Origin of the sequence: Nocardioides coralli (genome assembly GCF_019880385.1) — a bacterium.
Classification (GTDB): Bacteria; Actinomycetota; Actinomycetes; order Propionibacteriales; family Nocardioidaceae; genus Nocardioides; species Nocardioides coralli.
In genome coordinates this window covers 3,224,477-3,246,597 of sequence record NZ_CP082273.1, presented here as the reverse complement: position 1 = coordinate 3,246,597, position 22,121 = coordinate 3,224,477, and the positions used below count along the sequence as shown (strand labels likewise).

The following is a 22,121-nucleotide window of genomic DNA, read 5'->3' as shown; positions in this document are numbered from 1 at the left end:
GACCGGGGTCGGACGGCGCACAATGACCGGATGAGGGGGAGGGCGTTCGTGACGCTCCAGCTGGTCGTGGGCGCCGTCGGGGCGTTGCTGCTCCTCGCGTCCCCGGCGTTGTTCGCGACGGCCGGGACCGACGTCCTCTTCGCCGGGGTGCTGCCGGGGGCCTTCTTCGGCTGCGGAGCAGTGGCGCAGGTGCTGCGGCCGCAGCACGTGGTCGGTGAGCGGCTCCTGCAGACCGGGGCGCTGCACCTCGTGGCGATCTCGCTGGGGCTCCTCGCGTCCGGGACGACGGACAGCCGCTGGGCGTCGTTCGGCCTGGCCGGAGTCGCGATCCTGCTCTTCGCGCTCGGGTTCGTCGCCCTCCTCGACGCCCTGGCCCGGTTCCCGGACGGCCGGTACGGCCACCCGCTCGTCGTCCCGGTCGTCCGCGGAGCGGCGGGCGCCGGCCTCGGGCTGGCCGCGCTGGCACTGCTCGCCTCCGTCCGGGTGCCGTCGATGGTCGACGAGACCGGGCCGGCCAACCCGCTCCACGTCCCGGCCCTGGCCTCTACCTTCGCGGACCTCGGAGGGGCGGCCTTCCTGCTCCCGGTGCTCGGGCTGCTGCTCCTCGCGGTCCGCTACCGGGACGCCGACGCGGGCGAGCGCGGCCAGATGCGGTGGCCCCTCCTGACCGCTGCCGCGGTCGCGGTCGGGCTGCTCACCACCAGCCTCCTGGAGGAAGCCCTCGGGCCCGACGGGCAGGCCGCGCTGTTTGTGACGGCGGCAGCGGCCCTCCCGGCGTCCTTGCTCGTCGGACTCCTCCGGCACGACGAGGAGGCCGAGCGGCGGATGGCAGTCGAGGAGTCCCGCGCCCGTCTCGCCGAGGCCACCGCCGAGGAACGGCGACGGCTCGAGCGGGACCTCCACGACGGGGCCCAGCAGCACCTGATCGGGCTGCTGGCGCAGGTCGAGCTGGTCCGCGAGCGCCTCGACGCCGTCGATCCAGAGGCTGCGCGTCAGCTGGTCGAGATCCGCGACGGACTCAGCTCCGCACACCGAGAGCTGCGCGAGCTGGGTCAGGGGATCCATCCGTCCGCACTCACGGACCACGGGCTCGCCGAGGCCGTGCGCTCGGCGATGGCGCGGATGCCCGGCCAGCCGACCTTGACCATCGACCCCAGGGTCGAGTCCGCGCGCTACGGACCGGGTGTCGAGTCCGCGGTCTACCTGTTCATCCTGGAGTGCCTCACCAACGCGATGAAGCACACCGACGACGACGCCGTCCGGGTGGAGCTCGCTGCGTCTCCCCGTGGCCTCGTCGCCACGGTCGCCGACCGCGGTCCCGGGATCCCGCCCGACGCTGCGAACGGTTCCGGCCTGACTGGCCTGAGGGACCGGCTGGCCGCCGTAGGCGGCACGATCGAGGTGGCGAGCGGGCGGGACGGCACCACGGTGAGCGGCGTCGTTCCGGCGGTGCCCCGTGGCTGATGTCGAGGGTGAGGCTCGCGGGGATCGGCTGCGTGCGGTCGTGGCTGACGACGACCTGATCGTCCGGGAAGGCGTGTGCCGGCTCCTGCAGCGTGGCGGCCGGGTCGAGGTGGTTGCGGCCGTGGGTGACGCCGAAGCGCTACTGGCGGCGGTCGTCGAGACCGCACCCGACGCCGTGCTCACCGACATCCGGATGCCGCCTGGGCGTGCGACGGACGGGATCGTGGCGGCGAAGCGGATCCGCAACGACCACCCGGGCACCGGCGTGGTCGTGCTCTCCCAGCACGCCGACGCGTCCTACGTCGTCGACCTGCTCGAGGACGGTGCGGAGGGGCTGGGCTACCTCCTCAAGGAGCGGATCGGTGATCCCGTCCAGCTCGTCCACGCGCTCGAGGAGACCAGTCGAGGCGGGTCGGTCGTCGACCCGGTGCTCGTGGACACGCTCGTACGCCGACGTCGACTCAGCGCGGAGTCGGGCGTCGACACGCTGACTCCTCGGGAGCTCGACGTGCTGCAGCACATGGCCGCGGGGCTGTCCAACGCGGCCATCGCCCAGGCGCTCGCAGTCTCCGAATCGTCGGTCGAGAAGGCCAGCAACGCGCTCTTCGCCAAGCTGGGGCTGACGTCCGAGCCCACCACTCACCGCCGGGTGAGCGCCGTGGTCACCTATCTGCGGGCGATGGGCGGAGCCCGATAGTCGACGTCAGCGAGCTGGTGAGCCGGCAGCTCAGAGGTCGAAGAGCGATCCCGAGTCGTTGATGTCGACGTCGGTCTTCGGCTGGTGACCCGGACCGTCGGCGCGAGCGGCAGGCTTCGGCTCGTCGTCCTCCGGCTCGTCGCTGTCGCCGTCGCCGTCGTCGCCGTCGCCCGACGCCGGCTGCTCCGGCTCGGGCTCGGTGTCCACCGGCTCCGCAGCGGGCTCGTCGTCACTCGCAGCGGCCGTCGCCGCCTGGCTGAGGGCGGCCGGGTCCGGCCTGTCGTCCGCGGCGGACGGCGACACGGTCGGCTCGGGGTCCTCCGCGGCCAGGGCATCGGCGTCGGTCGAGACGTCGGTCTCCGTGTCCGCGTCCGCTCCCTGGGTCGACTCCGGTGCCGCGGGGGCGTCGATGTCGAAGAGCGACCCGCCCTCGGGGATGGAGGAGCCCGGCGAGGCGGGAGCCTCGGTGATCTCCGGCGCAGCGTTCTTCTCGGACTGGTTCGTCTCCGTGGGCGTGGGAGTCGCGGGCTCCGCGGTGTCAGTGCTGCCAGCGGTGTCAGTGCTGCCGGTGCCCCCGGGCTCGTCGGTGCCGAGGTCGAAGAGCGAGCCGCCGGCGCCGAGGTCCTGCGCCGGCTCGTCCGCGGGCGGTGGCCCAGGCTTTGCGGCCGGCTCCGCAGCTGCCGCCTCCGATGCCGCGGGGGCGGGCTCGTCGCTGCCCAGGTCGAAGAGCGAGCCCCCACCGAGGTCCTGCTCCGAGGACTGGGCCTTCGTCGCCTCGGGAGCTGCCGGCTCGTCGTCGCCACCGAGGTCGAAGAGCGAACCGCCGGAGCTCGCCGGTTCGGCAGCCTTCGCCTCGTCGGGGACGGACTTGTCCTCGGCCGTCGTGGCCGGCTCGGGCTCGTCCTCGCCGCCGAGGTCGAACAGCGAACCGCCACCCGAGGCCTTGGCCGCGGGGCCCGCGTCGGCGGTCTCGGTGACGGTGTCGGCGGTCTGGGTGGCGTCGCCGGCGGCGGGCTCGGCCGCGGTGGCCTCGTCGCGCTCGAGGGTCGCGGTCCCGGCTCCGCCACCGGCCGCGGCGCCGGCCTTGGCGGTCGCACCGGCGGCGGCCTTCCTGGGCTTCGTCGCCGGCTCGCCCTTGACCGAGGCCAGCAGCATCTGGGCGACGTCGAGGACCTCGACCTCCTCGCGGGCCTCGCCGGAGTCCTGCAGCGCGGTCAGGCCGTCGGACAGCATCACCCGGCAGAACGGGCAGCCTACGGCGATCTGGTCGGCGCCGGTGCCGACGGCCTCGGTGGTGCGGTTGAGGTTGATCCGCTCACCGATCGTCTCCTCCATCCACATCCGGGCACCGCCGGCGCCGCAGCAGAACGAGCGCTCGGAGTTCCGCTCCATCTCGACGAGCTCGGCACCGGGCATGATCTGGAGCAGCTCGCGCGGGGGCGAGTAGACCTGGTTGTGGCGGCCGACGTAGCACGGGTCGTGGTAGGTGATCGATCGCTTGTCGGTCCCGGCGCCGTCGGTGACGGGCGTGAGCTTCCCCTCGCGGACCAGCCGGTTGAGCAGCTGGGTGTGGTGGACCACCTCCAGCTCGATGCCGAACTCCTTGTACTCGTTGCGCAGCGTGTTGAAGCAGTGGGCGCAGGTGGAGACGACCTGCTTGACCTTGAACTCCTTGAAGGTCTCGACGTTCTGCTGGGCCAGGCCCTGGAAGACGAACTCGTTGCCAGCCCGGCGGGCGGAGTCGCCGGTGCAGGTCTCGCCCTTGCCGAGGACGCCGAACGAGACGCCGGCGATGTTGAGCAGCTCGGCCACCGCGCGGGTGGTCTTCTTGGCGCGGTCCTCGTAGGCGCCGGCGCAGCCGACCCAGAACAGCCAGTCGACCGACTCCAGCGACTCGAGGTCCTCGCCCACGACGGGCACGTCGAAGTCGAGGCCCTGGGCCCAGTCCATGCGCATGTTCGGCGAGAGGTTCCAGGGGTTGCCCTTGGACTCCATGCCCTTGAAGAGCTGGTTGAGCTCGGCGGGGAAGTTGGACTCCACCAGCACCTGGTAGCGGCGCATGTCGACGATGTGGTCGACGTGCTCGATGTCGACCGGGCACTGCTGCACGCACGCACCGCAGGTGACACAGGACCACAGCACGTCGGGGTCGATGACCCCGCCGCCGGTCGGGTGCCACGCCTCGCCCTCGGTCGCGCCGACCAGCGCCCGCTCCACCTCCGCGGCCAGCTCGGGGTCGGCCTCGAGCATCTTGTCGCGCTTGGCCTGGTCGGCCTGCAGGTAGGACCCGATGTGGAACGCGTGGTCCCGCAGGTTCATGATCAGCATCTTGGGGCTGAGCGGCTTCTCGGTGTTCCACGCCGGGCACTGGTCCTGGCAGCGGCCGCACTCGGTGCAGGTCGCGAAGTCGAGCATCCCCTTCCAGGAGAAGTCCTCGATCGAGCCGATGCCGAGGGTGGTGTCCTCGTCCATCTCCTCGATGTCGTCGAGCGTGACGGGCCGACCGCCGGAGGTGAGCGGCTTGGCGGCGCCCAGGGCGACCGGGTCGCGCTTGAACAGCACGTTGAGCGGCGCCACGAAGATGTGGAGGTGCTTGGAGTTGAGCACGATCACCAGGAAGACCAGCATGACGCCGATGTGGAGCAGCAGCCCGATGCCCTCGAGCACCCGCAGGGTGCCCTCGCTGAGACCGTCGAGCGCGTTGCCCAGCAGCACCGAGGCGAACGCCCCGATGTCGTAGGGCAGGTGGCCCAGCGCGGAGGCGGCGCCGCGGAACAGGAACATCGTCCAGATGACGTTGACGATCATGAACAGCACGAGCCACGCCCCACCGAGGTGCGAGCCCTTGAAGCGGGAGCGGCGGCCGAGCTTGGCCGGGTCGTTCTGCAACCGGATCTTCGCGAAGACGCCGAGGCTGACCAGGGCGAGCAGGGCGATCAGGTCCTGGGCGAATCCGAGCAGCTCCCACCGGCCGATGACCGGGATCGCGAAGTCGTCGGCGACCAGCAGCACGCCGTACGCCTCGACGTAGACCGAGCCGAGGATCACGAAGGCCCAGAACACGAAGAAGTGGGCGGCGCCGGGCACCGTCCACTTCAGCAGCTTGCGCTGGGCGAAAACCTCGGTCACCTGGTTGCGGACCGCCAGCCCGAGCCGGCCGGTGACACCCTCGATCCGGTCCGGCGCCGGCTGCCCGCTGGTGATCAGCCGGACCAGCCACACCACCCGTCGTGCGGCGATCGGGAGTGCGATCGCGTTGATCAGCAGGCCAACGATCAGGACCCAGTCCACTTCGGTCTCCTCGGTCCGGCGGGGGAGCGCCGGGTTGGTGCACGACTCGTCGCGCCGAGACTACGGCGAAGGGGACGCCGCGGTCAGTCGGGCGGACGTGTGAGAAAGGCTACTCCTCGGTAACCGGTGGCGGCGCGGGGGGTGCGCCGCCGCCTCAGCCGCGGCGTACGCCGGCGACGCGACCGGCCGGGGTGAGGTCGACGACCATCCGGTCGGCGCCCCCGCGGGTGCACCAGGTGTAGCTCAGGCCGCGCCGCTCGAAGGGCTGACCGAGCCGCCGCAGCAGCCGCGGCGTGGTGAGTCCCGGCTCCGCGGCTGCGCGGAGCTGCTCGGGGGTCATCCGCAGCTCGGGGTTGCGGCAGGAGTCGGGGTCGATGCCCTGCGCCCGCTCCCACGTCTGCAGGTAGGCCTCGGCACCGCGCGCCATGTCGGTCAGGATCGCCTCGCCGTCTCCCTGCTCGGCGTCGGCGACCTGCCGGAGGTCCTCGATCCAGTCCGGGTAGAGGCCGTACTGCGCCACCCCGTCGGCGTTGATGTCCCACACTCGTTCGCCGGCACGCTGCCGGTCGACGGTCACCCCGCCGAGCCCCTGGAACGGGTAGGTCACCGGGTTGGGCACGTCGGTGCCGCGCCGGTCGCCCTGCGCGCCCAGACCGTTCATGTCGGCACCGAACCCGAGCCCGAAGTAGAAGCGCGGGTTGGCCCACTCGACGTGGCGACGCCACTTCTCCACGAACCCGGTCGAGTCGCCGGCGTACGGCGCGATGAAGCCGCCCAGGTCGTAGATCCGCGGGTAGGCGTCAGGCGTCGACCACGAGTGGCTGCTGATCACGCCGGGGTAGGCACGCTCCTCGACCAGGTCGAGCAGCGAGTCGCGCGCCTTGACGCTCATGTGGTCGGGGTCGACGAGCATGTGGTGCTGCGCCAGCCGCTCGACCAGGTGGGCGCCGAGGCTGCTCAGGCCGCGCTGGTTGCAGTGGTCGGGGCGCGGGTAGACCGGCAGCGTGGTGCCGAGCGTGCCGTACAGCTTGCTGATGGCGCCGAAGAGGGCGTCCTGCTGCTCGGCCGAGATCTCGGGGGCGGCCATCTGGTTCTTGTCGTGCTTGCCCGGCTGCGCGGGCTCGCAGTGCTCCATGTCCCAGTAGGTGCGGGTCTCGAGGAAGTTGGCGCTGTTGACCGCCGTGCCGACCTCGCCGTTGTCGCCCGCGACGCCGGACAGCGCGTTGTCGAACTTGTTGACCAGCTCCATCTGCCGCACGCCGAGCTTGCGCACCTCGGCGAGCTGCCGGTCGATGGACTCGGCGGTGCACTCGGCGGCCGGGACGTCGCCACCGGGCCCGGCCTTGAACGTGCAACCGAAGGGCACGCTGGTCTCGATGCCCATGACGATCGCCATCTTGCCGGCGTTGATGACGCGGCGGGCCTGCCACGGGTTGCGCACGATGCGGTACCAGCCGCGCCCGGGGCCGCCCCACTGCGCGTCGATGTAGTCCTGGAACTCGTACATCCGCTGCGCCTGCAGCCGGATCGAGTCCATGTCGTCGCAGGAGTTCTTCCGGGGCGTGCCGTCGGGTCCGTAGGGGTAGAGCTGGCACAGCTGGTTGTTCTCGACGAGCAGGTTGACGAAGAGCCGCTGCCCGCCGCGCCAGGCCCGCTCCATCCACGTGTGGTAAGTGCCCTCGTGGGTCAGGGAGTTGGGGGCCGGCCAGTCACGGAACGTCGGCCAGCCCACGGGGTCGTGGTAGGGCTCCCCGGACAGGAGCGCCTCCAGCGGGTTGTGCCCGGTCTGGTGGTCCTCGCAGTCGACGAGGGCGTACGGCGCGCCGAACCGGTGCCACGGCCGGCCGCAGTGGGCACCGCCGCCGAGGAACTCGAAGGCCATGCCGTGGGTGTGGGCGTCGACGTAGCCGCGCACCTCCTGGAAGGGCGAGGTGCCGGCGAAGGGGTCGCCCGTCACGTTGACCTCCGGCTCGGGATAGGCCGTGCAGCCGTCGGTGAGGGTCAGCCGGAACGCGGAGCGGTTGCCCACCCGCAGCCGGCTGTCACCGTTGGTGAACGCCGTGCGGCCGCGACGCCGCGTCGCCCGCCACACGGTGTCGTCACCGGGCTCGGCCACCTTGTCGCCGGAGACGCTCACGAACCGGCGCTCGGCGTCGTAGAGCAGGTAGGAGCCGAGGTCGGTGGCCTGGAAGTGGAGCGGTTCGCCGCCCGGCACGAGGCGGTAGCAGCCGCCAGCCATCTCGTAGCGGGTGCGGGGGTGGCGGGCACGCGGCTGGCGCACCGGCGTGGTGGTGAGCTCGGGCTCCCGGGTCGTCTGCCGGCGCGCGGCAACCGCGGTGGCGTTGGCGACCTTCTCGGTGGGGCTGGTCGGGTCAGCCGTCCCCTCCGTCTCGCCGGACCGTGAGAGCGCGTTCTTGGTGGCGGGGTCGGCGTGGTCGTGGCCATGGCCGTCCTCCGCGGCGGCGTGGACCGCCGGGTCCTCCTCTGCCTGCGCGGCGTCCTGTGTCCCACGGTCGTAGCCGCGGAGCAGGTCGCCGACCCGGTCACCCGCGGTGGCGGTGGTGACCGCCCCGGTCACGAGGACGGCGGCGGCGGTGGCGCTGACGGCGAGCCGACGGACGGTCCTCCGGCGTTCGGACACGGTTACCTCCCGGTAGGCGATGCCGGTCCAACGAGCGGCCGAGCCGCAGGTCACTCCGCGCACGTCGGCCTGCTTCCGCCGTGCGCGAACAGCGGAATCCGCGGGTGGGGACGTCCGTTCTCCCGGCGTGGAGCCCGCGGACGCCATGGACGCCTACTCGTCGGTCGTGACGAGGGTGGCCGCCACGCTCACTCCCCGGGTCGCGGCGCTGCGGATGCGGGGCCCGCGCGGCACTGCCGCCGGCTCGGGGGTCGTGCTGACCGGCGAGGGCCACCTCGTCACCAACGCCCACGTCGTCGGGTCGGCGGAGGGCGGCGAGGCGGAGTTCGCGGACGGCACCAACGCCCGGATCTCGGTCGTGGGTCGCGACCCGTTGTCCGACCTGGCCATCGTGCGGGCCGACCGGGACGTGCCCGACCCGGCGGAGTACGGCGACGCGGACGCCCTCCTCGTGGGCTCCCTGGTCGTCGCTGTCGGCAACCCGCTCGGGCTGGCGGGCACCGTCACGGCCGGGGTGGTCAGCGCCCTCGGCCGCAGCCTGCCCGCGCGTGGTCGGTCGACCAGCCGGCTGATCGAGGACGTGATCCAGACCGACGCCGCGCTCAACCCGGGTAACTCCGGGGGCGCGCTCGCGGACTCCCGTGGCCAGGTGGTCGGCATCAACACCGCGGTCGCCGGCGTCGGGGTCGGCCTGGCCATCCCGGTCAACGCGACGACCCGGCGGATCATCCACGCCCTGATGCACGACGGCCGCGTGCGTCGCGCCTATCTGGGCCTGGTGACCGCACCCACGTCGCTGACGCCGGTCCTCGCCGAGCGGACCGGGCAGCGGACCGCGCTGCGCGTGGCCGAGGTCATCGAGGCGAGCCCCGCCGACCTCAGCGGGCTGCGCCGCGGCGACGTGATCCTGGCCGTCGACGGCGTCCCGCTGCGCGACGCGCAGTCGCTGCAGAAGCAGATGTTCGCCGAGGCCATCGGCCGGCGCACCGAGATCACCGTCGTCCGCAACGGCGCCCTGGTCGACGTCGTCGTGGAGCCGGCGGAGCTCACGGACTGACGCGGCCGCCGAGCCGGGTGGTGAGCGCCCGGGCGGTGCGGCGTACGTCGGGAAGCAGGGTGGTGGGCGCCGCCCCCTCGGCCGCGACGGTGACCGCGACCGCGGCGACCGGGTGGCCGGTGTGGTCGAGCACGACGTGCGCCACGCTCGCGAAGCCGGGGGTCACCTCGCCGTCCTCCACGGCGTAGCCACGCTGCCGTGTCTCCACGAGCAGCGCCCGCAGCGCGCTCGGGGAGGTCGGCCCGGTGCCGTGGCGGGAGGCGAAGGCGTCGCGTCCCGGGAAGAGCGCGCGCACCTGGGCGGCCGGCAGGGCCGCCAGGATCGCGCGGCCGCTGGCGGTGAGGTGCGCCGGCAGCCGCACCCCGACGTCGGTCACGAGGCTGGGGCGGCCCGGGGCCCGCTCCTCGATGACGTAGAGCACGTCGCGTCCGTGCAGCACCGCGAGGTGGGCGTTGTGGCCGGTGGAGTCGGAGAGGTCCGCGAGCGGTCGGCGTGCGATCCGGGAGAGCGGCGCCTGCCGCGCGTAGCCGCCGCCCACCTCGTGCGCCGCGGGCCCCAGGCCGTAGCGCGCGTCCTCGGGCAGGTGCACCACGAATCCCTCCTCGATCATCGCGTTGAGCAGGTGGTAGGCCGTGCTGCGCGGCAGCTCGCAGGCGCGCATGATGCGGTCGAGCGGCGCGGGGTCCGGCTGGGCGGCGAGGAACCGGAGCACCCGCAAGGTGCGGGTCGCGGCGGGGACCTGGTGTGGCACGCGCCCGACCCTAGTCCGGTTGTCTCGGATCCGAGACGACAGCACCCGGGCCAGCACTGGTCGGCATGCCGCGACGCGAGTTGGATGAGGGCCATGACCGACTCCCACGTGACCGTCGACGTCGGCCCGGTGTCCTTCGCCGACGTGGTGGCCGTGGCCCGCCGCGGCGCGGCCGTGACGCTGTCGGCCGACGCCGAGAGCGCGATCCAGCGTGCCCGCGCGGTGGTCGAGGAGCTGGCCGGGGCCGCCACCCCGGCGTACGGCATCTCGACCGGGTTCGGGGCGCTCGCGACCCGCCACATCCCCACCGACCTCCGGGCCCAGCTCCAGCGGTCGCTGGTTCGTTCGCACGCCGCGGGCTCGGGGCCCGAGGTGGAGCGCGAGGTGGTCCGCGCCCTGATGCTGCTGCGGCTCTCGACGCTGGCCACCGGGCACACCGGGATCCGGCTCGAGACGGCGCGCCTGATCGCCGACCTCCTGACGCACGGCATCACCCCGGTCGTGCACGAGTACGGGTCGCTCGGGTGCTCCGGCGACCTGGCGCCGCTGTCCCACTGCGCGCTGGCGCTGATGGGCGAGGGCGAGGCGCGCGACGCCGACGGCCGGCTGCTGCCGGCGGCGGACGCGCTCGCGGCGGCCGGGCTCGCGCCGCTCGAGCTCGGGGCCAAGGAAGGTCTTGCCCTCATCAACGGCACCGACGGGATGCTCGGCATGCTGGTGCTGGCGATCGAGGACCTGCGTACCCTGCTGCGCACCGCCGACGTCGCCGCCGCGATGTCGGTCGAGGCCCAGCTCGGGACCGACCGGGTCTTCGCCCCCGAGCTGCAGGCCATCCGGCCGCACCCGGGACAGGCCGTGTCCGCAGCCAACCTCACCGCGCTGCTGGCCGACTCCGGGGTGGTCGCCTCCCACCGCGGCCCCGACTGCAACCGGGTGCAGGACGCCTACTCGCTGCGCTGCTCGCCCCAGGTACATGGCGCTGCCCGCGACACCGTCGAGCACGCCGCGACGGTGGCCGGTCGTGAGCTGGCGGCGGCCGTCGACAACCCGGTGGTGCTGCCCGAGGAGCACCGGGTCGAGTCCAACGGCAACTTCCACGGCGCGCCCGTGGCCTACGTGCTCGACTTCCTCGCGATCGTCGCCGCCGACGTGGCCTCGATCAGCGAGCGGCGTACGGACCGGTTCCTCGACAAGGCGCGCAACCACGGTCTGCCGCCCTTCCTCGCCGACGACCCCGGCGTCGACAGCGGCCACATGATCGCGCAGTACACCCAGGCCGCGATCGTCTCCGAGCTCAAGCGCCTCGCCGTGCCCGCCAGCGTCGACTCCATCCCGTCCAGCGCGATGCAGGAGGATCACGTGTCGATGGGCTGGTCGGCGGCACGCAAGCTCCGGCGCTCGGTCGACGGGCTCTCCCGCGTCGTCGCGGTCGAGGTGCTGACCGCCGCGCGTGCCCTCGACCTGCGCGCCCCGCTGGAGCCCTCGCCCGCCACCGGCGCCGTGGTGCGGCTGCTCCGCCAGTCCGGCGTCGCCGGCCCCGGCCCCGACCGCCACCTGTCGCCCGAGATCGAGACCTGTGTCCACCTCGTCCAGTCCGGTGCCGTCCTCGCGGCGGTCCGCGACGTGATCGGAGAGCTGCCGTGACCGACCCGACCAACCCCCGCCTGCCGATCCAGGCCGCCACCGGCACCGAGCTGTCGGCCCGGTCGTGGCAGACCGAGGCGCCGCTGCGGATGCTCATGAACAACCTCGACCCCGCCAACGCCGAGAACCCCGCGGACCTCGTGGTCTACGGCGGCACCGGCCGGGCGGCCCGCAGCTGGGAGGCCTACGACGCGCTGGTCGAGACCCTGCGCACCCTCGAGGACGACGAGACGCTGCTCGTGCAGTCGGGCAAGCCCGTCGGCGTCCTGCGGACCCACGCCTGGGCGCCGCGGGTGCTGATCGCCAACTCCAACCTGGTCGGCGACTGGGCCACCTGGGAGGAGTTCCGCCGGCTCGAGCACCTCGGGCTCACGATGTACGGCCAGATGACCGCCGGCTCGTGGATCTACATCGGCACCCAGGGCATCCTCCAGGGGACGTTCGAGACGTTCGCCGCGGTCGCCGACAAGCGGTACGACGGCACCCTGGCCGGCACCATCACCCTGACCGCGGGCCTCGGTGGCATGGGCGGGGCGCAGCCGCTCGCCGTGACCATGAACGACGGCGTCGCGATCTGCATCGAGTGCGACCAGCACCGGATCGACCGCCGCCTGGAGACGCGCTACCTCGACGAGCAGGCCGACGACCTCGACGACGCCGTGGCCCGCGCGCTCGCGGCCCGCGAGGAGCGGCGGCCGCTGTCGATCGCCGTCCTGGGGAACGCCGCCGAGCTGGTGCCGGCCCTGCTGGAGCGTCACCTCGACCGGCTCGAGGCGGGTCACGGCCCGCTGATCGACATCGTCACCGACCAGACCTCCGCCCACGACCCGCTGGCCTACCTGCCGGTGGGTACCGCCTTCGCCGACTGGGACCGTGAGCGCGAGGAGGACCCGCGCGGCTTCACCAAGCGCGCGCAGGAGTCGATGGCGGTGCACGTGCGGGCGATGGTGGAGTTCCAGGACTCCGGGGCCGAGGTCTTCGACTACGGCAACTCGATCCGCGATGAGGCCCGCAAGGGCGGCTACGACCGGGCCTTCGCGTTCCCGGGCTTCGTGCCGGCCTACATCCGGCCGCTGTTCTGCGAGGGCAAGGGCCCCTTCCGCTGGGCGGCACTGTCCGGCGACCCGGCCGACATCGCTGCCACCGACCGGGCGATCCTCGAGCTCTTCCCCGACGACGAGAAGCTGCGCAAGTGGATCACCATGGCCGGCGAGCGGGTCGAGTTCCAGGGGCTGCCGGCGCGCATCTGCTGGCTGGGCTACGGGGAGCGCCACCGGGCCGGCCTGAAGTTCAACGAGATGGTGGCCTCCGGCGAGCTGAAGGCGCCGATCGTGATCGGCCGCGACCACCTCGACTGCGGCTCGGTCGCCTCGCCGTACCGCGAGACCGAGGGCATGCTCGACGGCTCCGACGCCATCGCCGACTGGGCGATCCTCAACGCGCTCGTCAACACGGCCTCGGGTGCCACCTGGGTGTCCTTCCACCACGGCGGCGGCGTCGGCATGGGCCGGTCGCTGCACGCCGGCCAGGTCTGCGTGGCCGACGGCACCGAGCTGGCGGCGCAGAAGATCGAGCGGGTCCTCACCAACGACCCGGGCATGGGCGTCATCCGCCACGTCGACGCGGGCTACGACCGCGCGGCCGAGGTCGCCGCCGAGCGCGGCGTCCACGTCCCCATGCAATCCCCCACCAGCTGACCCGTCACTTCTGCAGGCTCGAACCGGGCCGACCCGTCACTTGCGCAGCTTCGATCGCGGGTGAGCCGTCACTCCGGCAGGTCCTGCATCCGGTGCCTGCGTCGGCGTCGACAGGTCTGGGACAGTGGGGGTGTGGCGCACCCGCAGATGTTCGACGACGCCGACCCGTTCCTGGCCCGGGTGCGCGAGCTCGCGCTGGCCCTCCCGGACGCCGCGGAGAAGGTCTCGCACGGCCGACCTGCGTTCTTCACCACCAAGGTGTTCGCCTACTACGGGTGGTCGGTCAAGGCGGACGGCGAGTGGGTGCAGCGGCCTCACTGCGTGGTCGTCCTGCTCGACCCGGGCGAGCGGGAGGCGCTGCTGGCGGACGAGCGGAGCTTCGTGCCGCCCTATCTCGGTGGTGCGGGCTGGCTGGGTGTCGACCTCGACCTGACTGACGAGGCGAGCGTGAACGACGTCGACTGGGACGAGGTCGCCGAGCTGCTCGACGCGAGCTACCGGATGACCGCCGGCCCCCGGCGCGTGGCGGCGCTCGAGCAGCGCGGGTGAGTCAGGTGCGGCGCGCGGCCGCGACGGCCGCGGGCAGCCGACCGAGCAGCCAGGGCAGCAGGGTGCCAAGCTCGTACGCCGACGCCGGCTCGGTCGCCCGCCGGATCCGGTCGAAGGTGTCGGCCTGGAACACCAGGTCGGCCACGGGCGCGAGCCGGATCGCGTCGTCCACCCGGGCGTGCGGGAACGCGGCCCGCCACGGCGCGACGAAGGCGTCGATGAGCTCGTGGTCGGGTGGGTGCCGGTCGTCGAAGAGGGCGAGGTGGCAGCCGTCGAGGAACGGGTGGCTGATGCAGGCGTCGGTGAGGTCGTAGACCCGCAGCGCCGTGCCGTCCCAGGCGACGTTGCCGACGTGGAGGTCACCGTGGGCGAGCGTGTCGGGGATCCCGCACGCCCACAGCTCCCGCACCATCGCCGCGGCCTCGTCGGCCACGTCGAGGATCGCCACCAGCTCGTCGGGGGCGAGGCCCGGCAGGTCGGTGGCGGCGTCCAGCACCGTGCGGAAGTCGCGGACCATCACCTCCGCGTCGCGGACCAGCCCGCCGGCGGCGCGCAGGTCGTCGAGCATCCGCAGCGAAGCGATCTGGACCTCGGCCCACCGCGTTGCGAGCGCCGGGCCGGCGCCCTCCGCGCGGCTGCCCTCGGTCGCGCCTCCCATCTCCTCCATCAGCAGCCAGCCGCGCTCCTCGTCCACGGCGACCAGGACCGGCACGTCGTCGGGGAAGTGGCGTCCGATCGCGCGGTGGATCGCCCCCTCGGCCCGGAACAGGTCGCAAGGGGCCTTGAACCACAGCTCACCGTCCGACGTCGGGATCCGCAGGACCGTCGACAGCGACCAGGTGCGCACCAACCGCATCACGCCCGTACGCCGGCGGCCGGCCCGGTCGAGCGCCGCGTCGACCCACGCCTCGACGGCGTCGTACCAGCCCGGCCGGAACCACGCCGGACGGAGCGCGGGCGGGTCCACCTCGTGCTCCCGGACGCAGCGGGCCACGACCTCACCCACCTCGCCGACCTGGCCCGACAGCTCCGCCAGCGGGACCCACCGTCCCGGGGGCAGCGGCAGCGCGCGACAGCCGACCACGGCGAGGTAGCGCCGGGCCGCCAGCCGGACGACGGGGGCCAGGAAGACGTCGGCACCGACCAGCTCGAGCGCGAGCCGGTAGCCGTCGTCGGAGTCGTCCTCACCGAGCTCCTGCTCCGGCAGCAGCCCGGCGTCGGTGACGAGCACCTTCCCCTCGTGGGCGAGGGCGACCTGCTGCACCGCGGACATGCCGCCGATCGTGGCAGAGCCGGCGCCCGGTGTCGCCGGACTTGGGGTCAGTCCTGCAGGGCCACGATCGCCTCGTGGACCGCGAGGGTGCGGCGGGCCGATTCGACGTGGAGGTTCTCGATCATCCGGCCCCGGTAGGTGACCACCCCCGAGTCGCGGGCCTCCCAGGCCTCGAGGATGCCGCGGGCGTCCTCGACCGCCTCCCCGCTCGGGGCGAACGTCTCGTTGGCGCCCTCGACCTGGCCGGGGTGGATGAGGGTCTTGCCGTCGAAGCCCATCTCGCGTCCCTGCCGGCACTCGGCCAGGAAGCCGTCGGCGTCCTTCACGTCGTTGTAGACGCCGTCGAGGATCGCCTTGCCGCTCGCCCGGGCGGCGAGCAGCCCCAGCCCGAGCCCGGGGAGCAGCGGCTGGCGGCCGGGCACGTGCTCGGCGTAGAGCTCCTTGACGAGGTCGTTGGTGCCCATGACGAGCACGGTGAGCCGGTCGGCGGCCGAGGCGATCTCCTCGGCGTGCAGCATGGCGGCCGGCGTCTCGAGCATCGCCCAGAGCTTGGTGTGGTCGGGAGCGTCGTGGCCGGCCATGGCCTCCACCAGGGCGAGCACGGCATCGGCGCTGTCGACCTTCGGGACGACGATCGCGTCGGGCCCGGCGGCGCAGGCGGCCGCCAGGTCGTCGGCGTGCCAGGCGGTGTCGGCGCCGTTGACCCGGATGGTCACCTCGCGCCGCCCGTACTCGCCGGAGGCCACCGCCGCGCAGGCTGCGTCCCGGGCGGCGGGCTTGTCGTCGGGGGCGACCGCGTCCTCGAGGTCGAGGATCAGGCCGTCGCAGGGGATGCCCTTCGCCTTCTCCAGCGCGCGGGCGTTGGACGAGGGCATGTAGAGGACGGAGCGGCGCGGCCGGAGGACCCCGTCGTCGGCGGTCACTCCGCCACCTCGATGGCGTCGTAGGCCGCCTTGAGCTCGGGGTCGATCTCGGCCAGCTGCTCGGCGAGCTCGACCATGACCAGGCACTGCTTGAGGGAGGCGTCGTCCTCCATCTTCCCGTCGAGCATCACCGCACCGGTGCCGTCGCCCATCGCGGCCACGACCCGGCGGGCGTGGCGGATGTCGTCGACGCTGGGGCTGAACACCCGGTTGGCGATGGCGATCTGCTTGGGGTGCAGGCTCCAGGTGCCGACGCAGCCGAGCAGGAACGCGTTGCGGAACTGGTCCTCGGTCGCGACCTCGTCGGAGATGTCTCCGAACGGCCCGTAGTAGGGGTAGATGCCGTGCATCGCGCAGGCGTCCACCATCCGCGCGATCGTGTAGTGCCACAGGTCCTGCTGGTAGGTCGTGCGCGCCTGGTCGGGCTGCTCCGGGTCCGGGTCCTGGCGCACCAGGTAACCGGGATGGCCACCGCCGACGCGCGTGGTCTTCATCCGGCGGTCGGCGGCGAGGTCGGCGGGACCGAGCGAGAGACCCTGCATCCGGGGGCTGGCACCGCAGATCTCCTCGACGTTGGCGACGCCGCGGGCGGTCTCCAGGATGGCGTGGACCAGCAGCGGGCGCTGCAGTCCGGCCCGGGCCTCGAGCTGGGCCAGCAGCCGGTCGACGTAGTGGATGTCCTCCGCGCCCTGCACCTTCGGCACCATGATCACGTCGAGCTTGTCGCCAATCTCGGTGACCAGCGTCGTGAGGTCCTCGAGCACCCACGGGCTGTCGAGGGCGTTGATCCGGGTCCAGAGCTGGGTGGGGCCGAAGTCGGTCGCCTGTGCGATCTTCACCAGCCCGGCGCGGGCGGCCTCCTTGCGGTCGGCCTTGACGGCGTCCTCGAGGTTGCCGAGGAGGACGTCGACCTTGCCGACCATGTCCGGGACCTTGCCGGCCATCTTCTCGTTGCTCGGGTCGAAGAAGTGGATGGCCCGGCTCGGCCGCGCCGGGATCGAGCGCAGCGGCTCGGGGGCGCCCACGGCGAGGGGCCGGAAGAAGTCCTTGGCGGGTCGCATGCCGCGGAACCTAGCAGCGGCCTCGCCGGCGTCGGTATGACCAACCCGACACCCGGGAGAGCCAGCCGCGACGCCGCCCTGGAACCACCTCCGGAGTCGCCACCGAGGCGGACCTGCGCGCCTCGCGACGCTCGCGCCAGCGCTCGACCTCGGCGTCGACGTCGCGGGGCATGGTCACCAGGGGCGGGCCGTCGACGGGCGTGTAGCGCGCCCGGATCACCCGCGCGTTGAAGTCCTCGAGCTCCTCGCGCACCTGCCGCTCGGCCGAGATCGTGTCGAGCTTCCCGTCCAGCTCGGCGTCGTCCTTGCGCAGCTGCAGCGCGGGCGGCAGCACACCGGTGATCCGCTCCCGCTCGACGAGCTGCTTGAGCCACCAGTCGCCGTCGTGCTGCTGCCCCAGCCCCTCGATCGGCTTGCCCGCCCCCGGCAGGTGGTCGAAGTCGCCGCGGGCCATCGCCTGCTGCACCTGGAGGTCGACCCAGGTCTGCTGCTGCTGGATCCGTCGGCGGGCCGCGGCACGATCAGCCGCCCGCGAGGGCGGCTCGCGGCGCTCGTCGTCCGGGCCGGCCATGCCCCCAGTGTGCCCGCCGCCGGGTCGCGGGGCGTGGACGGAGGGTCACCACCGACCGCGGTGGACCACCTCAGCTGTCGGCACGCGCCGGCGGGTCGACGCAGAGCCACGCGCGCCCACTCCGTCGGCCGGGTGGCCGATGGTGATCGCGCCGATCGGGTCGTGGCTGTCGGGGATGGCGAACTCGCGTCGTACGTCGTCCTGCCGGTGGGCCGGGATGCCGAAGAACAGCGCCCCCAGGCCGGCGTCGACGACGGTCTGCAGGATCAGCAGGCTGGCCATCGCGGTGTCGAGGTGCCAGTAGGGCATCGGCCAGCGCGACTCGTCGCGGTCCGCCCACCCCTTGTCGGGCTCGGCGTAGCGGTCGAGGTAGGCGGCCTTGCTGGAGCACGGGATCACGATGACGGGAGCCGGCAGCATGCCGCGCAGCCACCGGTCGGGGTCGGCCAGGGCGGCGGGATCGGTGCTCGCCTCCCAGTAGCGGCGTACGGCGTCGGGCTGGTCGAGCAGCACGAACGCCCAGCCCTGGCTGAACCCGGCGCTGGGGGCCCGGGTGGCGTTGTGCAGCGCCCGGTCGACGACCGCCGGGTCGACCGGCTCGTCGGTGTAGCTGCGCACCATCCGGCGCCGGTCCACGACCTCCTGGAACTCCATGGCGGCAGGGTGCCACGTCTCGCATCCGAGACCGGGGCCGTGGGTCCGTGCTTGTGCGGGGGCACCCGCGGGCGCTGGACTGGTGCCATGGGCTTCGAGGAGATGTGGGCCGACCTCGCGCCGATCGGGCGGTCGGCCACGAGCGGCGGGTACTTCCGGCAGCCGTGGACCAGCACCGACGCCGAGCTCCGCGCTTGGTTCGCCGAGCAGGCGGGAGCCCGTGACCTCCACGTCGAGCCCGACCTGGTGGGGAACCTGGTGGCGTGGTGGCAGCCGCCGGCCGCCGAGGGTCCTGCGGTCCTGACCGGCTCCCACCTGGACTCGGTGCTCGACGGCGGTGCCTTCGACGGGCCGCTCGGCGTGGTCTCCGCGTTCGCGGCGGTCGACCTGCTGCGGTCGCGTGGCTTCGTGCCCACCCGCCCGATCGGGGTCGCCGCCTTCGTCGAGGAGGAGGGGTCGCGGTTCGGGTTGGCGTGCCTGGGGTCGCGGCTGGCCACCGGTGCAACCACGTGGGAGCAGGCCAGGGACCTGCGGGACCGCGACGGCGTGCGGCTCCGCGACGCGGTCGAGGCGGCCGGCTTCGGCGTGGCCGACGACCCCACATGGCGGGGCCTGTTCGACGGGAGGATCGGTTGCTACGTGGAGCTCCACGTCGAGCAGGGGCGCGACCTGGTCGACCGCGGCGCGGCTGTGGGGGTCGCTAGCGGGATCTGGCCGCACGGACGCTACCGCTTCGACTTCACCGGGGAGGCCAACCACGCCGGCACCACACGGATGGAGGACCGGCGAGACCCCATGCTCAGCTATGCGATGACGGCGCTGGCGGCCAACAAGCAGGCCCGGCTCGCCGACGCGCGGGCCACCTTCGGGCGGGTGCACGTCGAGCCCAACGGCACCAACGCCGTGCCCTCGCGGGTGACGGCCTGGCTGGACGCGCGGGCCGACACCGAGGAGGAGGTCGCCTCCCTCGTCGACGCGGTGACCCGGCAGGCGACCGAGCGGGCCGGGCGTGACGGCACGACCCTGGAGGTCACCGCCGAGTCGGTGTCGGGACTGGTCTCCTTCGACCCCGACCTGGCCGCCCGGATCGCCGCCGACCACGCCGAGGGTGACTGGCCGATCATCCCGACCGCAGCCGGCCACGACGCCGGGATCCTGTCGGCGGCGGGAGTCCCGACGGCGATGCTCTTCGTGCGCAACCCGACAGGGGTGTCCCACTCGCCGGAGGAGCACGCGGCCACGGCCGACTGCCTGGTCGGCGTCTCGGCCCTGGCCGACACCCTCGAGCGGCTGGCGTCGTGACGGCGTACCTCCTCGAGCGGGCGTTGGTCGACGGCGCGGTCCACGACGGCGTGCTGGTCGAGATCACGGACGGCCGCTTCACGCGCGTCGAGGTTGTCGGGGGATTTCCCACGTTGTCCGGTGTTGCAACGCCTGACAACGTCGGGTTTCCCCGGCCGACCGGGGAAACCGCGATCCCCCTGACCGGCCTCACCCTCCCCGGGTTCGCCAACACCCACAGCCACGCCTTCCACCGGGCGCTGCGGGGCCGGACCCAGCGCGAGCGGGGCACCTTCTGGACCTGGCGGGACCAGATGTACGCCGTCGCCGACCGGCTCGACCCGGGGACGTACTTCGACCTGGCCCGCGCGGTCTACCGCGAGATGGTGGCCGCGGGCATGACCGCCGTCGGCGAGTTCCACTACCTCCACCACCAGCCCGACGGCACGCCGTACGCCGACCCCAACGAGATGTCGCACGCCCTGGTCGCGGCCGCGCGCGAGGCGGGGATCCGGCTCACCCTCCTCGACACCTGCTACCTCTCCGCCGGCTTCGGCGAGCCCGTCGCGGGCGTGCAGCGCCGCTTCAGCGACGGCGACGTCGACCGCTGGCGCGAGCGCGTCGACGCGATGCCGGACGACGGCGTCGTCCTCGGGGCTGCGATCCACTCCGTCCGTGCCGTGCCCGCGGAGGCGATGCCCGCGGTCGCGGAGTGGGCGCAGGGTCGGCCTCTCCACGTGCACGTCAGCGAGCAGGTCGCCGAGAACCAGGCCTGCGTCGCGACGTACGCCCGCACCCCCACCGAGCTGCTCGCCGACCACGACGTCCTCGGGCCGATGACCACCGCCGTCCACGCCACCCACCTCGTCGAGGACGACGTGCGCATGCTCGCCGAGCCCGGTGCGTACGCCGGCTTCTGCCCGACCACGGAGCGCGACCTCGGCGACGGCATCGGTCCCGGCCGCCGACTGCACGAGGCCGGGGTCCGGCTGACCCTCGGCAGCGACAGCCACGCGGTGGTCGACCCGTTCGAGGAGATGCGCGCCCTCGAGCTCGACGAGCGGCTGGCCACCCAGCAGCGCGGCCACTGGACGGCGACCGAGCTGCTCGACGTCGCGACCGTCCAGGGCCACCGGTCCCTCGGCTGGGACGACGCGGGGGCGATCGCGGTGGGACAGCGGGCAGACCTGGTGACGGTCGACACCACCAGCCCCCGGACGGCCGGCAGCGGCGCCGACGAGCACACGGCGGTCTTCGCCGCGTCGGCGGCCGACGTCACGCACGTCGTCACCGACGGCCGGGTCGTGTTCCGGCAGGGGGACGGCGAGGAGGTCGGGCGCGAGCTCGACGAGGCGATCGGGAGGCTGTGGTCATGAGCACCGGGACGAGCGCGGGAACCAGCACCGTCATCACCAACATCGGCGAGCTGACCACCAACGCACCCGACGGGCCGCTGCACGACGCCGCGGTCGTGGTCGAGGGCAGCACGGTCGCCTGGGTGGGTCCGGCCACCGAGGCGCCCGCCGCCGACCAGCACGTCGATGCCGGGGGCCGTGCGGTGATCCCCGGCTTCGTCGACAGCCACAGCCACCTCGTCTTCGCCGGCGACCGCGCCGCGGAGTTCGCGGCCCGGATGGCGGGAGAGTCCTACGCCGCCGGCGGCATCCGGACCACCGTCGCGGCGACGCGCGCCGCGACGGACGAGCAGCTCACCAGCCACGTCGCCCGGCTCGTCGCCGAGATGCGCCGGCAGGGCACCACGACGATCGAGATCAAGAGCGGCTACGGGCTCTCCGTCCACGACGAGGCCCGCAGCCTGGCCGTGGCGCGGCAGTTCACCGACGAGACGACCTTCCTCGGCGCGCACGTGGTCCCCGCGGACGCGGACCCGTCGGCGTACGTCGACCTGGTGACGGGTCCGATGCTGGAGGCCGCCGTGCCCCACGCGCGCTGGATCGACGCGTTCTGTGAGGAGGGGGCCTTCGACGTCGACCAGGCCCGCGCCGTGCTGCGGGCGGGTGAGGCCGCCGGGCTGCGCGGTCGGCTCCACGCCAACCAGCTCAGCTACGGCGGCGGGGTCCGGCTCGCCGCCGAGCTGGGGCTGGCGGCCGTGGACCACTGCACCTACCTCACCGACGACGACGTGGACGCGCTCGCCGACAGCGGGACCGTCGCGACCCTGCTCCCGGGCGTGGAGTTCTCGACCCGGCAGCCCTACCCCGACGCGCGGCGGCTCCTCGACGCCGGCGTCACGGTCGCGCTGGCCAGCGACTGCAATCCGGGCTCGTGCTTCACCTCCTCGGTGCCGCTCTGCATCGCGCTGGCGGTGCGCGAGATGGGCATGACTCCGGCCGAGGCGCTGTGGGCAGCCACGGCCGGCGGCGCCCGGGCGCTGCGGCGCGACGACGTCGGCGTCCTGGCCCCCGGGAAGCGGGCCGACCTGGTGCTGCTCGACGCCCCGTCGCACGTGCACCTCGCCTACCGCCCGGGCGTCCCCTTGGTCGCGGGGGTCTGGGAGGGCGGTCGACCCGCCTGACCGGCCATCTGAGGTAGTCGCTCCCGCGAGA

Annotated in this window: 17 protein-coding genes; 9 read left to right on the top strand and 8 right to left on the bottom strand. The window is 73.4% G+C overall.

Annotated features, from left to right (window positions below):
* The first annotated feature begins 30 nt into the window (after window positions 1–30).
* Both K6T13_RS15985 and K6T13_RS15980 read left to right on the top strand, forming a co-directional pair.
* A complete protein-coding gene (locus K6T13_RS15985) occupies window positions 31–1,464 on the top strand; it encodes a sensor histidine kinase (protein WP_222895516.1) in 1,434 nt (477 codons plus the stop codon).
* Window positions 1,465–1,504: 40 nt separating this feature from the next.
* Window positions 1,505–2,161, top strand: coding sequence for a response regulator (locus tag K6T13_RS15980; RefSeq protein WP_222895515.1), 657 nt, complete (start codon window positions 1,505–1,507; stop codon window positions 2,159–2,161).
* 30 nt (window positions 2,162–2,191) lie between these two features.
* On the opposite strand, the gene K6T13_RS15975 is transcribed toward K6T13_RS15980, so the two are convergent.
* Window positions 2,192–5,452 carry a heterodisulfide reductase-related iron-sulfur binding cluster gene (locus K6T13_RS15975; protein ID WP_222895514.1) on the bottom strand — a complete coding sequence of 1,087 codons (3,261 nt, stop codon included), beginning with the start codon at window positions 5,450–5,452 and terminating at the stop codon, window positions 2,192–2,194.
* A 154-nt stretch (window positions 5,453–5,606) separates the two neighbouring features.
* On the bottom strand, window positions 5,607–8,156 hold the full coding sequence (locus K6T13_RS15970) for an amidohydrolase family protein (protein ID WP_222895513.1): 2,550 nt from the start codon (window positions 8,154–8,156) through the stop codon (window positions 5,607–5,609).
* A 64-nt stretch (window positions 8,157–8,220) separates the two neighbouring features.
* On the opposite strand from K6T13_RS15970, the gene K6T13_RS15965 reads away from it, so the two are divergent.
* On the top strand, window positions 8,221–9,150 hold the full coding sequence (locus K6T13_RS15965; RefSeq protein WP_249423827.1) for a S1C family serine protease: 930 nt from the start codon (window positions 8,221–8,223) through the stop codon (window positions 9,148–9,150).
* Here the strand turns inward: K6T13_RS15965 and K6T13_RS15960 are convergent.
* Window positions 9,140–9,901 (bottom strand): IclR family transcriptional regulator, encoded by a 762-nt coding sequence (locus K6T13_RS15960; RefSeq protein WP_222895512.1) that lies wholly within the window; start codon window positions 9,899–9,901, stop codon window positions 9,140–9,142. The two genes, K6T13_RS15965 and K6T13_RS15960, sit on opposite strands and share 11 nt — an antisense overlap.
* Before the next feature lie 93 nt (window positions 9,902–9,994).
* Here K6T13_RS15960 and hutH point away from each other — a divergent pair, with 93 nt between their 5' ends.
* The 3 genes from hutH to K6T13_RS15945 all read left to right on the top strand — a co-directional run bounded on the left by hutH (window position 9,995) and on the right by K6T13_RS15945 (window position 13,791).
* Window positions 9,995–11,545, top strand: coding sequence for a histidine ammonia-lyase (hutH, locus tag K6T13_RS15955; protein WP_222895511.1), 1,551 nt, complete (start codon window positions 9,995–9,997; stop codon window positions 11,543–11,545).
* Complete coding sequence (gene hutU / locus K6T13_RS15950) at window positions 11,542–13,242, top strand: urocanate hydratase (RefSeq protein WP_222895510.1); 1,701 nt, start codon at window positions 11,542–11,544, stop codon at window positions 13,240–13,242. The genes hutH and hutU overlap by 4 nt, the downstream gene beginning before the upstream one ends.
* Before the next feature lie 132 nt (window positions 13,243–13,374).
* On the top strand, window positions 13,375–13,791 hold the full coding sequence (locus tag K6T13_RS15945) for an MmcQ/YjbR family DNA-binding protein (protein ID WP_222895509.1): 417 nt from the start codon (window positions 13,375–13,377) through the stop codon (window positions 13,789–13,791).
* A gap of 1 nt (window position 13,792) precedes the next feature.
* Here K6T13_RS15945 and K6T13_RS15940 read toward each other — a convergent pair whose 3' ends face one another.
* The 5 genes from K6T13_RS15940 to K6T13_RS15920 are packed head-to-tail and all read right to left on the bottom strand — an operon-like array spanning window position 13,793 to window position 18,273.
* Window positions 13,793–15,064 (bottom strand): aminoglycoside phosphotransferase family protein, encoded by a 1,272-nt coding sequence (locus K6T13_RS15940; RefSeq protein WP_222895508.1) that lies wholly within the window; start codon window positions 15,062–15,064, stop codon window positions 13,793–13,795.
* A 47-nt stretch (window positions 15,065–15,111) separates the two neighbouring features.
* Window positions 15,112–15,987: an HpcH/HpaI aldolase/citrate lyase family protein gene (locus tag K6T13_RS15935; RefSeq protein WP_283247931.1), complete on the bottom strand. Its 876-nt coding sequence runs from the start codon at window positions 15,985–15,987 to the stop codon at window positions 15,112–15,114.
* Window positions 15,984–17,048, bottom strand: coding sequence for an HpcH/HpaI aldolase/citrate lyase family protein (locus K6T13_RS15930; RefSeq protein WP_222895507.1), 1,065 nt, complete (start codon window positions 17,046–17,048; stop codon window positions 15,984–15,986). Before K6T13_RS15930 ends, K6T13_RS15935 begins: the two co-directional genes overlap by 4 nt.
* 10 nt (window positions 17,049–17,058) lie before the next feature.
* Window positions 17,059–17,619 (bottom strand): DnaJ family domain-containing protein, encoded by a 561-nt coding sequence (locus K6T13_RS15925; RefSeq protein ID WP_222895506.1) that lies wholly within the window; start codon window positions 17,617–17,619, stop codon window positions 17,059–17,061.
* A 45-nt stretch (window positions 17,620–17,664) separates the two neighbouring features.
* On the bottom strand, window positions 17,665–18,273 hold the full coding sequence (locus K6T13_RS15920) for a nitroreductase family protein (protein ID WP_222895505.1): 609 nt from the start codon (window positions 18,271–18,273) through the stop codon (window positions 17,665–17,667).
* Between the two features lie 87 nt (window positions 18,274–18,360).
* Here K6T13_RS15920 and K6T13_RS15915 point away from each other — a divergent pair, with 87 nt between their 5' ends.
* Genes K6T13_RS15915 through hutI form a run of 3 tightly spaced genes read left to right on the top strand, consistent with a single transcriptional unit; the run spans window position 18,361 to window position 22,090 of the window.
* Window positions 18,361–19,575, top strand: coding sequence for an allantoate amidohydrolase (locus tag K6T13_RS15915; RefSeq protein WP_222895504.1), 1,215 nt, complete (start codon window positions 18,361–18,363; stop codon window positions 19,573–19,575).
* On the top strand, window positions 19,572–20,930 hold the full coding sequence (locus K6T13_RS15910) for a formimidoylglutamate deiminase (protein ID WP_222895503.1): 1,359 nt from the start codon (window positions 19,572–19,574) through the stop codon (window positions 20,928–20,930). Before K6T13_RS15915 ends, K6T13_RS15910 begins: the two co-directional genes overlap by 4 nt.
* Window positions 20,927–22,090: an imidazolonepropionase gene (hutI, locus tag K6T13_RS15905; protein WP_222895502.1), complete on the top strand. Its 1,164-nt coding sequence runs from the start codon at window positions 20,927–20,929 to the stop codon at window positions 22,088–22,090. The genes K6T13_RS15910 and hutI overlap by 4 nt, the downstream gene beginning before the upstream one ends.
* Window positions 22,091–22,121 lie beyond the last annotated feature (31 nt).

What these genes read in the sequence shown, in the direction of transcription:
- K6T13_RS15915 (WP_222895504.1), top strand. Translation starts at nt 18,361, where the DNA reads ATGGGCTTCGAGGAGATGTGGGCCGACCTCGCGCCGATCGGGCGGTCG.
- hutH (WP_222895511.1), top strand. Translation starts at nt 9,995, where the DNA reads ATGACCGACTCCCACGTGACCGTCGACGTCGGCCCGGTGTCCTTCGCC.
- K6T13_RS15940 (WP_222895508.1), bottom strand. Translation starts at nt 15,064, where the DNA reads ATGTCCGCGGTGCAGCAGGTCGCCCTCGCCCACGAGGGGAAGGTGCTC.
- K6T13_RS15925 (WP_222895506.1), bottom strand. Translation starts at nt 17,619, where the DNA reads ATGGCCGGCCCGGACGACGAGCGCCGCGAGCCGCCCTCGCGGGCGGCT.
- K6T13_RS15920 (WP_222895505.1), bottom strand. Translation starts at nt 18,273, where the DNA reads ATGGAGTTCCAGGAGGTCGTGGACCGGCGCCGGATGGTGCGCAGCTAC.
- K6T13_RS15985 (WP_222895516.1), top strand. Translation starts at nt 31, where the DNA reads ATGAGGGGGAGGGCGTTCGTGACGCTCCAGCTGGTCGTGGGCGCCGTC.
- hutI (WP_222895502.1), top strand. Translation starts at nt 20,927, where the DNA reads ATGAGCACCGGGACGAGCGCGGGAACCAGCACCGTCATCACCAACATC.
- K6T13_RS15930 (WP_222895507.1), bottom strand. Translation starts at nt 17,048, where the DNA reads ATGCGACCCGCCAAGGACTTCTTCCGGCCCCTCGCCGTGGGCGCCCCC.